We start from the raw sequence: 14,297 nt of genomic DNA, 5'->3' as shown, positions 1-14,297 counted from the left end.
TCCGCAGGATCCGTGACTGAGGGGTTAAGGGTTGGCTGCACCTCTTGTTAGGTTTCTTCTGGGGCGCTCCGTTTCGAGTAAAGTGCGACGCCTACAGTAGACACAATCGGGGGTCGCCGCCAAAGCCACTCCACAGCTAGCCCAAGCCACCCGAAGAACGCAATGCTGGCGACGGTCATAAATCAACTCGTACGAGGCATCCCATTCAAACCGTGCGCAACCACAGCATAACAGGCCACGCATGCTTATAGCAGAGCGATTCCGGATGCGCGGCCAGACAGGAGTAGATGTGGAGTGAGCGCTTCAGGGAGAGCGGTGTCCTCCCCGGCGAGTTCGTTGAAAGCCGAAGTTAGATGGTATATCGCTACAACTTCAGCGAGCAGGGGGACGAACAGAGATATTGTCAAATCTGGTGTATGGCTAAAAGCTAGGCGGCATCCTGCATCTGGGTCACATCGGTGTTGTCATCGACTCGACATCCATCTTTGAATGGAACTCCTTCAATCACGTCAGCTAGGTGTTTAAAGCCTCGAATCCTGAGCCAACTCTTCTGAGTGCTCTTGACCAGTTTGAACACCAGTGCCAGGTTAGTTTCCTTAGAAATACAGCCGCAGTGGCTTGCTTGCAAGAAGAATAACCGATCGCCTCCCAACAAGCCAACCCCTGAAATAACTCTTCAACTGAGATTGAAACTGAGGAGACCGGGCGAAAGCCTAACGGCCTGAATTCAGCGGCCCAGCCGGCCGCGAAGCGGACGGTTGGGTCCGCTGCAATGATTTGTTAGGCGACCTCTCCCACAATGGTACTGGAGGCATTCTTCTGCTGTCCTCAGGCGTTGAACAGTTTCCAGGCGGCCATGAATGACCCGGGGTCCGGTGGGCCGTCGTAAGTCGGCCTCAGCGTAGCCGAGTGTGTCAGCGATAGGAGTTCCTTGAGAAGCGAGAACAGGCCGAGAACCTGGGCCTGCCTCCAATTTTCGCCCATTCTGTAGTCGAGTTCGACCGAATCTGGGAATACGAAGACTCCCAGTACTGGCAACTCCGTCCCGGCAACGGACACTCCGGAGATGCAGTAATGAAAGCAGTCAGCGCGCCCCGAGACCACCAGGCTTGCTGGATTCTCCACTGAGGATATGGGCCTGTTCTGCTCCAGCTCGTGATCCCAGAATGTCGGCATCTCACCCTCGATCTGGGACCTGTCGCGAAGGAACTCATAGAGGGCGGGCACCTCGCCTGGCAGCAAATTAGCCAGCTCTATGCCCGGCAGAGATCCGTCATCGTGCTGGAAGCTCGAGGCAGCCAGGGACCAGATCTCGTTTCGTATCTCGCTTCTCACTAGCCAAGGTCGCCTAACGTCCAGAAGGTGAGCCGCAGCCGGGGCAGAAGACCGAGAGGATTGAGTTCCGACTGTCGGCTCCGGCGCCGAGTTAGGTTTGCAGTGACTTGCTTGCTAAAAAATAACCGATCGCTTCTCAACAAGCCAACCCCTGAAACAACTCTTTAGACGAGATAGTAACTGGGGAGAACGGGCGAAAGCCTAACGGTGCCCATCACCCGCCGCAGATCACTTTTGCATGACAACTAATCAACGCTGAGTGGTCGGTGTGCGTGGGTGTTGTTAGGCGGCTGGCAGATCAGGTCTCTTAAGCGGCGAGTTGATGGTTGGACGGGTCATCTGCACTTCAGGGCAGCAGAGGCAGTCCCAGCTCTTTCAGGAACGCATTGTGCTGGGCCGTTGCCGTTTGAATCGTGCCCTCGATTTCCGTCAGCTCGGCATGAATTGCAGTCAAATCAATCTCCTCTTCGGGGAGCGCCGTGCTGACATAGCGGGAAATGTTCAGGTTGAAGTCGTTCTTTTCGATCTCCGTCATATCCACCCGGCGGGCGTAGCGTGGTTCCTCTTTGCGGAATTGGTAGGTCTCGATGATTTTGGTGATGTGCTCGGGCTTGAGCTGGTTCTGGCGTTTGCCTTTCTCGAACTGTTGGGCGGCGTTGATGAAGAGCAGGTCGTCTGGCTTCTTGCACCGTTTGAGCACGAGGATGCAGACGGGGATGCCGGTGGAGTAGAACAGGTTGGCGGGCAGGCCGATTACGGTGTCGATGTGGCCGTCTTTGAGCAGCTTAGTGCGGATGCGTTGCTCGGCACCGCCCCGGAAGAGTACACCGTGGGGCAGGATGATGGCCATAACGCCTTCGTCTTTGAGGAAGTGGAAGCCATGCAGTAGGAAGGCGAAGTCGGCGGCGGATTTGGGAGCAAGACCGTGGCTTTTGAAGCGCACGTCGTCGCCCATACTTGCGGTGGGGCTCCAGCGGTAGCTGAAGGGTGGGTTGGCGACAATCGCATCAAAGGCAGGCTGCTTGGCGGGGTTGAGTTCGCGCAGAATCTCCCAGTCGTTGGTGAGGGTGTCGCCGTGGTAGATCTCGAACTCTGTATCCTTGACGCCATGCAGGAGCATGTTCATGCGGGCGAGGTTGTAGGTGGTGATGTTCTTTTCCTGTCCGTAGATTTTGCCGATGGTGCCGCCTGCGTGCTTGAGGCGTTTGCGCACGTTGAGCAGCAGGGAGCCGGAGCCGCAGGCGAAGTCTAGTAGTCTTTCGAGGCGTTGCTTTGATCCGGTTTTGGGTTCTTGGCTGTCGAGGATGACGATCGCGGAGAGGATGTCGGAAATCTGCTGCGGGGTGTAGAATTCGCCTGCTTTTTTGCCGGAACCAGCGGCGAACTGGCCGATCAGGTATTCGTAGGCATCGCCCAGGGCATCAATGTCGGTGGAGAATTCGTTTAGTCCTTCGGCAATTTTCTGGATGATGGTGCAGAGTTTGGCGTTGCGATCGGCATAGGTTTTACCCAATTTGTCGGAGGCAAGATTGATTTCGGAGAAGAGTCCCTTGAAGGTGCTTTCAAAGGATTCTTCTTCGATGTATTTGAAGCCTGTCTGCAAAATGTTGAGCAGCTCGTCGTTTTGGGTGCGGGCCAGCTGGGCGATGCTGTTCCAGAGGTGCGTTGGCTGGATGACGTAATGCACCTTGCGGCGCATCTGTTTCTCAAATTCCGCGACATCCGCTTCGTTCTCGTCATACCAAGCCTGGAGCGGAGTAGCGGCACCAGGTTCGAGCAAAATATCCAAGGGGAAATCAGGATAGTCGCGTCCTAGTTCTTTTTTTGCGGCTGTCTCGTAGTTGTCGGAGAGGTAGCGCAGGAAGAGGAAGGAGAGCATGTAGTCGCGGAAGTCGTCCGCGTTCATGGCTCCGCGCAGTTGGTCGGCGATGCCCCAGAGAATACTGCCCAGTTGTTTTTGGTTTGTGTCGTTCATGGGGTTGCTCATGGGGTTGGGACGGTTGCTGCGGGAGGCGATGCAGCGGGTGCAGGCGCGGGTGCGGCGGCTTGTGGATTTTCGACTATTTCCGGCAGGGCGAATTGGAATGTCGTCACAAAGTCTGTGAGTAGGCGCCGGAACAGGTCTTTGTTGTCGTCGCCCATTTCGGTGGGTTCGTGGATGGCGTATTTGCCGTGGCTCAGGAGGTTGAGCGCGCGGTTGTAGAGCGCTCGATCGTCCTCCTTATTTAGGGCTTTGAGGCAAAAAGAGATGTCTGGGTGGCCGAAAAAGGCGGCGGTTTTTTCCATGATGCTCCGCAGCGCGTTGAAATGGAATGTGTAGAGCGTGCCCGTTCTTGGATGGGCGGCGCGCTGAAGTTCTGCGAGCGTGGCGACGTGATGAAAATACGGTGTGTCGTCGGTGGCGCGTAGGGTATAGGCACCGTCGCCATTCGGGCGGTGGAGGAAGTAGCGTTTGTGAGTGACCTTTGGCTCCCCGGCTTTGGGTCTGCCGATCTCATTGCACATCACGTTGAAGAAAAGGGCGTGGTGTGAGGAGAAGACGATCTTGATGGGCGCGGGATCGCCATTGTGGTCTTGGCGGCAGGCGGCGCGGCGCAGCAGTTGGGCGAGGTCGCAGGCCACAGCGATGGCGTTGTTGTCATCGAGCGAGGAGATGGGGTCGTCGATGTAGAGGAATTTGTTCGACTGGTAGGAGATGTGGCCGTCGAGCATGCGCTCGCAGATGGCCATGAAGAGGCACCAGATGAAGATGTTCTGTTCGCCCCGGGAAATCTTGATGTTCGTTTCCAGGACGCGCTCAGGCTCCGCGCCCCGTCGCTTCCGTAGAACTTCTTTGGAAAAACTGACTTTCCACTCGGTGTAATCGATATCGAAATCGAAGTCGGCGTAGCTGTAGAGATAGCCCGCGATCGTTTCGTCGAGGGTAAGGTCTCTCAGACCATTGAAGAAGGTGGAGTTGGGATTGAGCCGGAGATGGCGGGCGGAGTCTCCATCGAGATCGTTTTCCCAGGTGAACAGGTCTTCGGTGAAAGCGTTGAAGTAGAGGGTGTCGGCGGCGCCGTTGTTTCGGCGTTTGCCTGCGTCCTTGAACTCCATGGAGAGGCGAGTCTTGCCTGTGCGGTTGTAGGCATAGAGGAGGATGAGCTGCGTCGGCTTCCTAGGATTGTTCAAGTCATCGCGCAGGCGGGTGACTAAGGTGCGCAAGCTCTGATAGGTGTGAATACGGCTCATGCTTTAACCTCCTCTGGAGATGGGAAAAGCTGCTGCATCAGTCCGCGCTTGTGGGTTTTGAGGGCTTCGAGCTTTTGGGTGGCGGCGTTGATCAGGTCGTCGAGGGTGCTCAGGCAGTTGGCGATGTGTTGTTGTTCGGCAGAACGCGGTAGCGTTAGCACCATTGTCTTTAACTCGTCGGTATCGAGCTTTCCTGTGCCGTGCCCAGCTATAGTGACCATTTCGAGCAACCGGTTTTTGTTACCCGTCAGTAACAATGCCAAAAACAGACCATCGACGTTATTCTTGGGGCGAAGCGCTTTGACATCTTGGTTGAAGCTCATCTCGCGGCGCAAAACGCAGATTGGAACATCTTTGAGTAAAGTCATTCCACGGACAAGCATCAATAAAGCGCCCGATGGAACTAGTTTCGCGCCATTATCGACCGCTGATGCCGAGATGTGATCTTCTGAATCTGCTAAAAACAACTGCTTCATGTCTTTTGCAGACACCCAAGGAACCGAGCCATTCCAGTATTCAGCATTTGCCTTCGAGGGGGTGCCTCCCGATTGAAAATCGACAAGCTCATCGAGCATCTTCACCTCCCACTCCTCCTTCCCCCGAAACTCGGGAAATCGCAGGCGAGGTTGGGTTTCGCCTTCGCGGGGGAAAAGCTGCTGCATCAGCCCTTTTTTATGGGTCTTGAGCGCGTCCAGTTTTCGGGCTTGGGCGGCGATCGCCATGTCCACCGAACTCAGGCACTCCGCGATTTTTTGTTGTTCATCAGTGCCGGGTAGTCGCAGAGGTAATGCTTTGATTTGCTTCACGGAGACAACATTTTTAATTGCGCCGCCTGCTGATTGTGAAAGCAGCTTCTCTTGAACGCTTGGTAGTTCGAGAACCTCTTTGAGAAATCTTATGTCGCAGTAGCCATTCGGTGTCAGTTTCAGTAGCGCTTGATTGATCACGCCATCCGCTGCGCCGTCTGGGATTATCGCGAATTTCCCCATCGTTCCTGAGCAGCTCATGATGATGTCGTTCGCAGCAATTGCGAATCGCCTCAGCTCACGAAACTTCTCTTCGGTGATGAAGTATCTAAAGGTTCGGAAGTCAGAGTAGATAGCGTGTTGCTGCTCGTAGACAGCATAGCCGGTGGAGACGAATATCTCTTTTTTTAGACTTCCCCCAAATGGCCCACGAACCAATTTGGAAAGTTGCCCAAGTGGGGTCATCTTCCACCCCTCCTTCCCCCGAAACTCCGGAAACCGCAGCCGGGGAATTAAGCATTGAGAATTTTGAACTGAGAAAGACTCATCCTGACGCCCTTTCCCACTTCTAACTTCTAACTTCTCACCTTTCTTTTTACTCCTCATACGCACTCAACCCCGAAATCTCCCGCCCCTGTGCCCGTTTAGTCAGCAGCGGCACAAGGTCATCCATCAGCGCAAGCTCAGCCTGAGTGCGCGCCTTCCAACCCAGATCCAGCGGAGCCATCAGGTCACCAAGCTGCTCCCCATCAAAAATCATCCGCTCCAGAATGCTATCCACAAAAGCTTGCAGCGCCGCAGTGGGAATACCGTGCTTACCCGCGATCGCAGCCAGTTCCTGCCCATCCTTCTCTGCCTTAAAGCGGGCATAGCCCTCACGGATAGCCGTTTCGCTCAACCCCTCCCCCGCCTTCAGCGTGCCAATGTAAGCCGCAATATCCTCACGCTCATTCACAAACTTAGCATCAGCACTGATCAAGCCGATCAGCGCCTCCCGGCTCATCTTCGCCTTGCCCGAACCTGGAGCCGAGAACTTAGCAATCAGCCCCATGATGTAGTCGTAATCAATCACCGCCGAGGCAAAGAGCACAAACTCAAAATCGAGCTGATCCACATCGTCTGGCACCGGCTGAGCAGCACCCTTGCCCTTACCCTGCTGCGCCTTCAGCCGCTGAGCCGTCTCCAAATACGCCCCCTTAAAGCCCCGATGCCGCTCCTCTGGCAGCACTTTTGCGATCGCGGCTTTATTTTCCTCGGTGAGGTCAGTGTATTGGTCGAGCTGCGTCTTGAGCCGCTGGACTTCCTTGTATTGGGTGCAGAAAGCAGCGCGGGCCTCATCACCCTTCAGGTTCGGCACAGCCTCCGGTGCGGTGGTAAGCCCCTGAGATTGCATGAAGCTGTCGAGCCGCTGCACAGCCGCCTCCAACTGCTGGATCACCACCGGAGCCTTGTCCACCAGCCAAATTTCCCGCGCCTGCTCGCTGGTCTTTTCCCCAGAGAAGAGGGCGATCGCTGCATCCACAGCCTCCTGCTGCTGACGAAAGTCGAGGATATTGCCGTAGGGCTTCGTGCCATTGAGCACGCGATTCGTGCGAGAAAATGCCTGGATCAAGCCGTGGTACTTTAGATTCTTATCCACATAGAGCGTATTCAGGTATTTGGAATCAAAACCCGTGAGCAGCATATCCACCACGATCGTGATGTCGATCTTCTGCGCCGGGGGGAAGTCGGCATTGGGCCACTGCTGATCCTTAATGCGCTTCTGCACGTCCTGATAGTAAAGGTCAAACTCACTGAGCTTGTGATTGCCACCATAGCGGCGGTTGTAGTCTGACAGGATAGCCTTGAGCGCAGCTTTTTTGCCCTCAGGGTCTTCTTCGTTATCGGCCTTTTCCTGGGGCAGGTCTTCCTGGATCTGGCGTACGTCCTTGTCACCCTCAGCGGGCGGCGAAAACACACAGGCGATATTCAGCGGCCTGAACTCCGGATCGGCGGCCTGCTTCTCGGCCTGCATTGTCTTGAACAGACCGTAGTATTCGATCGCATCATTAATCGAGGCGGTGGCCAGGATGGCATTGAACCGGCGGCCAGCGGTGGCCGCATCATGCTTGGCCAGGATGGCCTCAATTACAGCGCGCTTGGCGATCGCTTCACCGGGCTTAGGCGGCTTTTTGCCCTTTTCTTCCTTGGGCTTGAAGTAGTCCACATGGAAGCGGAGCACGTTACCGTCTTCGATCGCGTGGGTGATGGTGTAAGCGTGGAGCGGCTTCTGGAAGAGGTCTTCCGTGGTGCGCATCGATGCCTGGGTGCCCTCGATCTGTTTTAGGGTGGCATTGGCCTCAAAGATCGGCGTGCCCGTGAAGCCAAAAAGTTGAGCCTTGGGAAAAAACTCTTTGATGGCCTTGTGATTCTCGCCGAACTGCGATCGGTGGCATTCATCGAAAATCAAGACAATGCGTTTGTCTTTCAGCGCCTCAAGCTGATCCTTGTAGGTGGCTTGGCCCCTTTTGCGGCGGTGCTTGTTACGCTTGCTGTTTTCATCCAGCGCCAGGCCGAGCTTCTGGATCGTGGTGACGATCACCTTGTCCGCATAGTCCTCCGAGAGTAGTCGGCGCACGAGGGCGGCGGTGTTGGTGTTTTCCTCCACGCAGCCCGCTTGGAACTTGTTAAATTCCTCGCGGGTCTGGCGATCGAGGTCTTTTCGATCCACCACGAACAGGCATTTGTGGATATGGTCATTGAGCTTGAGCAGGGTAGAGGCTTTGAAGGATGTCAGCGTTTTGCCGCTGCCGGTGGTGTGCCAGATGTAGCCGTTCCCCCCATCGTCCTCAATGCACTGCACGATCCGCTGCACGGCATAGACCTGGTAGGGCCGCATGATCATCAGCTTTTGCTCGCTCTGGATCAGCACCATGTAGCGGCTGACAGTCTTGCCCAAGGCGCACTTTTGCAAAAAGCGAGCGGCAAAGTCGTTCAGGTGGGTGATTTTCTGGTTCGCCTCGTCCGCGAACTCATAGATGGGCAGGAAACGCTCCTCGGCATTGAAAGCGAAGTGGCGGGTGTTGTTGTTAGCGAAGTAATAGGTGCGATCGCGATTGCTGACAATAAAGAGCTGGAGAAAACAAAGCAGGGTCTTGGTGTAACCGTTGCCCGCGTCGTTTTTGTATTCGACAATCTGCTCCATCGCCCGACGCGGGCTGATGCCGAGGGTCTTCAGCTCGATCTGCACAGCGGGCACACCATTGATCAAAATCAGCACATCGTAGCGGTGGTGGCTGTTGTCGGTGTTGATGCGCAGTTGGTTAACAACCTCAAAGGTGTTTTTGCACCAGTCTTTGAGGTTCACCAGGGTGTAGTTGAGCGGGGTGCCATCGTCACGGGTGAAGGCATTGATTTCGCGCAGAGTCTTAGCCGCGCTGAAGACATCTGGGCTGACGATTTCATCCAGCAGGCGGGCAAACTCGGAATCGGTAAGGCGACAACGGTTGAGAGACTCGAATTTCTTGCGGAAGTTTCTTTCCAGGGAGGCGCGATCGGTGATGTCTAGGCGATATTCGTATTTGAGCTTTTGGAGCGTGCCGATGAAGCCGTATTCGATGCCGCCCTCTCGGAGGACGGAGGGCGGGGTCTGGGATGGTGGGTCGTTGCTATTTGAGTCAGTTGGCATAGTGGTCAGTTGCGAAGATGAGCGTTGAACGGGATGCGGAATTGAGCAACCCCATCCTACAGACACTTTTCGAGCGCTGCGACATCGACTTTTTTCGGTGGGGGCGTCTAGTCCATCAGTACTCAGCTCGCTTTTTGTATATCGGCCTAACGTCCAGAAGGTGAGCCGCAGCAAGGGCAGAAGGCCGAGAGGATTGAGTTCCGACTGTCGGCTCCGGCGCCGAGTCAGGTTTGCAGTGACTTGCTTGCTGAAGAAAAAACCGATCGCTTCCCAACAAGCCAACCCCTGAAATAACTCTTCAACTGAGACTGAAACTGACGAGAAAGGGCGAAAGCCTAACGCGCGGGTTAACCGGGCCCGAACGAAAGACATTGTGTACAAAAAAGACGTGTTTGAGGGCTCCGGTTCAACCCAGTGGTTATACGGCGGGGCGACCTACTCCCTTGACTCACCTATTTTCTTCCGAAGTGTGTCGGCGAAATGCGAGATTTGATCGTTAAGATCACTCTCTGGATCGTATTCTAGACCGCCAACGCGCGTGCTTTCGTCGAACATGCCGGGTGGTGCATTTTTGAACCATATCGGTATCACTGCACCAGTACCGAATCTTTCACGGAATTGTTCTGACTCAAACTTCGTCCAGATACGTTTTGGAAAGTCTGGACCAAGTAGGACTACGACGTACTGAGCATCAGACTGATAAATGGGACGCAAATAGTCCTCGACATCCTCAGCTAAGATTCGATGTTGCTCGTTCCTATCGTAAAAGACCTCGAATTCCATTTCTTGAAGAGACTGGTTAAGCCCCTCAGCTACAGCACGATCGGTACCCGCAAACGACAATGCAATGTCGTAGCGAGACGGAAAGTTGATTCCAAGAAATCCAATTTCTGACGCGAACTTTGCCCAAAAAATGTTGCGGGCAAAGTAAATAAACTGAGGATCTTCGACCGTTAAAAGTCTCGCACGCTCGTCATAGTGCAAGACGGCTGCGATTTCCTCGTCCCCCGAGATCAGATCGTTCAGGTAGCCCTTATCCGCAATCTGGCCGATGCTTCCACGATGTTGCGGATGCTCTCGAATCGCCTTGTCAATCGACAACGACCAATCGTCAGAGATCCCAAGCCAATGCAACAAGTGCAGATATGGTGCACGGCCCTCTCGCCGAAACCGAGTGCCACGAGCGAAACGTTCGGCCCTTTGACGAAATGTTCGGGCTAGTCGTTCAAATACTTTACCTCTGATTAGTTCAAAGCTGGTATTCACTTCCGTGCGGTCTGCCTGTTCCTCGAAGATTTCTGCATTGATACAAACTTCGTGGGCAAGCACCTGCGCGATGTAAAATCCACCGTTGGATGCTTCGATGACATCTGACTTGACATTAATCGTGATGTTGAGCGCGTCTTCACCCAAACGTAGCAGTTCTTCAATCTTTTCAGGTGGATTCGCTTCAAATTTTACAACCTCGATTCGGTTGTTGAGGTCGTGAGCAAAGCGAACGAGTGATTCTCCAGCGCGATTGATACCAAGGATGACGATTTTCGCGTCTTGGCGTTCTTCGTCGGCAATCACCTTCATGAAGTCTGCGATTTCTTGCGTCGTCGCATCATCAAGCTTGTGAAAATCGTCAATGATGACAGTTCCAAGATCTGCACCACTCAGAATGGCCTTGATCTGGGCAACGTCGTCGCGTTTTCGAGCGGACAGCGACATTACAGAGTCGCTAATACCAAGTTCGTTGAGGATCTGGGTGACGGCTGTGGTTTTCCCGATACCGGATGGGCCTTCAACGACGACACCTCGACCAGGAGTCCGAAGGGCGATCAATAACGAGGCATACTCGACGGGTTTTACAAATGTGTATGTTGGTAAGCCGCCGGTCTTAAAGACATCCTCTAGCAGTTTACGCTTCGTGATCGTTTCCATTCGCTAGCCTTCGTTTCAGCCGTATAACGTCCAGAAGGTGAGCCGCAGCAGGGGCAGAAGGCCGAGCGGATTGAGTTCCGACTGTCGGCTCCGGCGCCGAGTTAGGTTTGCAGTGACTTGCTTTTTGAAAGCATAACCAATCGCCTCTCAACAAGCCAACCCTTGAAACAAACCTTCAACCGAGACGGTAACTGAGGAGAACGGGCGGAAGCCTGACGGGTTGCTTCACCGGCGCGAGCAATAAACTAAAACACACAACAGGTAAGTGATCGCCGAGTGTCAGTGTGCAAGCGTGGGTTAGGTAACACTCATCTATATCCTCCCACGTTTTACTAACCGCCTGTAATGCTCGCCGAGCACAGTTAATCTACAGGTCTTTCTCTCCATAGCTGCATGCCACATATGGGAGGCATCTACAGGGACAACTAAATTGACGCGATTAAGCTTTTGTAATACGGCAAATTTTTCGGTGTTTTCTGTAATTGGATTTGGCATATCCACGCTACGACCTTTCATTTCAGGCTCAAATGTCGGATCAAGAGAAAACTGAAAACCTGGTTCAGGGAAAAATTCTAAAATTCTTCTTAAATCTTCCAAGTGAACAGTGGGAGGCATTTTGCGCAAGGACACGAAACTTTTTACATTTGTTTTGAATACAGGTCGTTGCTCCCAAGCACCAAGTGATTGATCTATATACGCATATATACTGCCAGGAGTAACGTCTCCCACTAGATTTGAGGCAACGCCATTTAAAGCATCGACTAGTAGTGTCGTAAAAACACCTCGACCGTTTTCTTCAGTCGCATATTGGTCCTGAGTTGATGCAGTTAAGATAGTAATACCCTCCGCAAGCACTGCGTTGTTTCCTGAAGTCGGTGGAATTCCTGCAATACCAGAATGACAACTATCCAAAATTATGATCTTGTTTCTAGCTCTTGATTCGTTTGCAAGTGCTAGTATTTCTGTAAGCGAAACTCCTTCATCTCCACTACGAGAGTCGCTAGTTAAAAGATATCCTCCAATGGACTCAATATGTCCGTGTCCTGCGAAGTAAAATAGAGCAATTTCACTATCATCTGAAAACAACCTTCCAATATAGTCTTTTACTTGCCTTCTCGTAACAGCATTAGATGAATCTGTCCCTGTAAATAATTGAACATCAAAATTTACGGAACCATCGCCATGCCTCTCTAAGACAGACTTTACAGCATGGGCATCATTAGCGCAGCCAGATAGAGAAGAGCTGTGTTCGTAGTAGTTTATTCCAATGACCAATGCTTTTTTCACAATTCCACCTAAAAAGAGTGATTACGAATAACATTTACGATAGAAGAACTCTGCCATTTTACGTTTATATCTTCGCTTTCTTTAACCACACTAGATGTTTTTTCGGAGCCCTATGGTTCAACAGCTACTATTGGTTTATTAAACACTTTTTTAGATATCTAAATTTCCTTTTAATCCACTTTGAATAAGTACTCTACACTCCAGCAAGCACGATCACACAATTAACTGGTTATATTTGATTTTTAATCGCGTTATAACGTTCTGTTTGATTTAGTGCGTTATGATTTGGGTCAAGTTTGGACACAGAATAATCTATTCGTTTAAAGTTAGGATGTTCATTGAAAAATTTGACAAGCTTATCATAAGCATCTCCATATCTACTTGAGTAGCTAATAAAGAGATGGTATGTTTTTAGTAATGGCATAGTATCACATTATTTTCTATGTGTGTTTATTTTCTTTTGCTGCCTAACGTTCGCAATCACCGGTACGAGCAAAAGCTAAAAAAGAAGCAGAAGTAGTGTTCATAGAGCATCCGTGTGCAATATGTTGATAGGAAATTCTGACTTCAGGATTAATATCTCAAGCTTAGTAAAAAATTTTTGATCAATCTCATAGCCTAAATTATATTACAGCATTTCTCAATCTCGTGAGGTACAATCTCACATCTCAAACCCTTGCTATTCAATCGATCTAAAAAAATATGAGTACCTCACTACCCTGGTAAAGGCTGTATTGAAGTGCATTCTATCTTTTCTCATTCCCCTGTAAAGAATGATAGAAAACCTTGGTATATAGTTCTACCCAGCTTCTTAGTGGCCTCCCATGCCTCTGATGCAGATGAGAAGTGATCTCCAATACGTTTACCTTGATTTTTATCAATTTCAATATTGTTATTGGAGTCCCTTCTATTACTCCCATGCTTTTTATTTTTCTTCTTTAATCTTTTAAGAGTTGCGAAGAAAAAAGGGGCTGCATTCTCCTCTTTAATGCGACAAAATACTTCTGTGTATAATTCACCTAGCCAGATGTTTCCATCAGGAAGAGGAATAGGTTGCCCGGAAATTTCATCGTTTGCTGCTGCGACAAATGGAATATCAGCGGCATACTTTCCTTCCGTATTATTATTGATTGCTGCTCGTATTAAATTTGATCGATTATTATAAGTTTCTTGGAAGAGTTTTGGGTGAACTTTATCTGCAAATGTAAGGACAATAACTGCGTGCTTCCATATGTCAGCACCAAAGTACTTGGTGATACGCCTGATAGTTTTCAGATCACCTTGTTCTGGGCGGGTGTCATTCAATTTTGTAACAAACAACATGCAATCTATTTTCTTTACAACACGCTGAATTTGCCGTAAGTATGAATAATCTGTCTGCTTACTTTTATCTGTGTCTGCAAGACCAGGAGAATCATAAATTGTGTAAGGCACCTCATCAATGATACCTTCATGGCACAAAACGTTAGTTGTTGTTCTTTTATATCGCCCTCTCGGTGACACTTCTTCACCCATTAGAGAATTGATAGTACTAGATTTCCCTACTCCCGTCCTTCCAGTCATTAAGAATGTAAATCTCCACTTATCTGTGAACTTTATTTGTTCTTTGATCTCTTGGAAGCGCGAAAATTGTTCCTCTGTCCATCCATCGGAGTTAGACTCATCGTCTTTTAGATCCGAGAAATATTTGGCTATATCGTCGAGGTTAGTTGCATAGTGATATTGCCGAATGTAATCGGGAACATCCAGATCTCCTTCAGCAAGAAAAGGAAGAATCTGTTTGTCCATCCCGGAAGCAGCACCAATTTCAAATTGTACCCAAGGTGATTTTAAGCTAGACTGAGAAACTAAGACAAGCAACGCATCAGAGGACAATATTTCTGTCACTATTCTTGCAGAAATATCATCTCCCCAGTGCATATCTCGCTTGTCAAGAAAATATTCAACTCCAACAGTCTTCAAGACTTGCTCAACATCATTGACGTGACTTTGATCGGATGAGGAGTAGCTTACAAAAACTCTCATAGCCTAACTGTAAGAAAATTTTATTGCTGCTCTAAAACTGAGGATACTATCACGAGATATATATGCCAGATAAGATACCA

The 14,297-nt window shown here is 50.9% G+C and carries 8 protein-coding genes and 1 pseudogene; all 9 read right to left on the bottom strand.

Annotation, left to right across the window (positions count from 1 at the left end; translation table 11 throughout):
* Positions 1-427: 427 nt before the first annotated feature.
* Positions 428-610 (bottom strand): annotated as a pseudogene (locus KR51_RS08200) (IS256 family transposase); the annotation flags it as partial.
* Positions 611-828: 218 nt separating this feature from the next.
* Positions 829-1,335: a hypothetical protein gene (locus KR51_RS08195; protein ID WP_022606678.1), complete on the bottom strand. Its 507-nt coding sequence runs from the start codon at positions 1,333-1,335 to the stop codon at positions 829-831.
* 346 nt (positions 1,336-1,681) lie between these two features.
* Positions 1,682-3,310: a type I restriction-modification system subunit M gene (locus tag KR51_RS08190; protein WP_022606676.1), complete on the bottom strand. Its 1,629-nt coding sequence runs from the start codon at positions 3,308-3,310 to the stop codon at positions 1,682-1,684.
* A gap of 8 nt (positions 3,311-3,318) precedes the next feature.
* Entirely contained in the window at positions 3,319-4,566 is a 1,248-nt protein-coding gene (locus KR51_RS08185) for an ATP-binding protein (protein WP_022606675.1), read from the bottom strand.
* Positions 4,563-5,777, bottom strand: coding sequence for a restriction endonuclease subunit S (locus tag KR51_RS08180; RefSeq protein WP_198016730.1), 1,215 nt, complete (start codon positions 5,775-5,777; stop codon positions 4,563-4,565). The genes KR51_RS08185 and KR51_RS08180 overlap by 4 nt, the downstream gene beginning before the upstream one ends.
* A 130-nt stretch (positions 5,778-5,907) precedes the next feature.
* The gene (locus KR51_RS08175) at positions 5,908-8,979 is read right to left on the bottom strand and encodes a type I restriction endonuclease subunit R (protein WP_040655630.1); all 3,072 of its coding nucleotides are present in this window, start codon (positions 8,977-8,979) and stop codon (positions 5,908-5,910) included.
* 435 nt (positions 8,980-9,414) lie between these two features.
* Positions 9,415-10,905, bottom strand: coding sequence for a TIR domain-containing protein (locus KR51_RS08170; protein WP_022606669.1), 1,491 nt, complete (start codon positions 10,903-10,905; stop codon positions 9,415-9,417).
* Between the two features lie 312 nt (positions 10,906-11,217).
* On the bottom strand, positions 11,218-12,192 hold the full coding sequence (locus KR51_RS18235) for a caspase family protein (protein ID WP_022606667.1): 975 nt from the start codon (positions 12,190-12,192) through the stop codon (positions 11,218-11,220).
* Positions 12,193-12,948: 756 nt separating this feature from the next.
* Complete coding sequence (locus KR51_RS08165) at positions 12,949-14,217, bottom strand: TIR domain-containing protein (RefSeq protein ID WP_022606665.1); 1,269 nt, start codon at positions 14,215-14,217, stop codon at positions 12,949-12,951.
* Between the last annotated feature and the right edge of the window lie 80 nt (positions 14,218-14,297).

Origin of the sequence: Rubidibacter lacunae KORDI 51-2 (assembly GCF_000473895.1) — a bacterium.
GTDB lineage: Bacteria > Cyanobacteriota > Cyanobacteriia > Cyanobacteriales > Rubidibacteraceae > Rubidibacter > Rubidibacter lacunae.
Note: the sequence above shows the minus strand (reverse complement) of the source record. Positions and strands in the feature narration are given on the sequence as shown.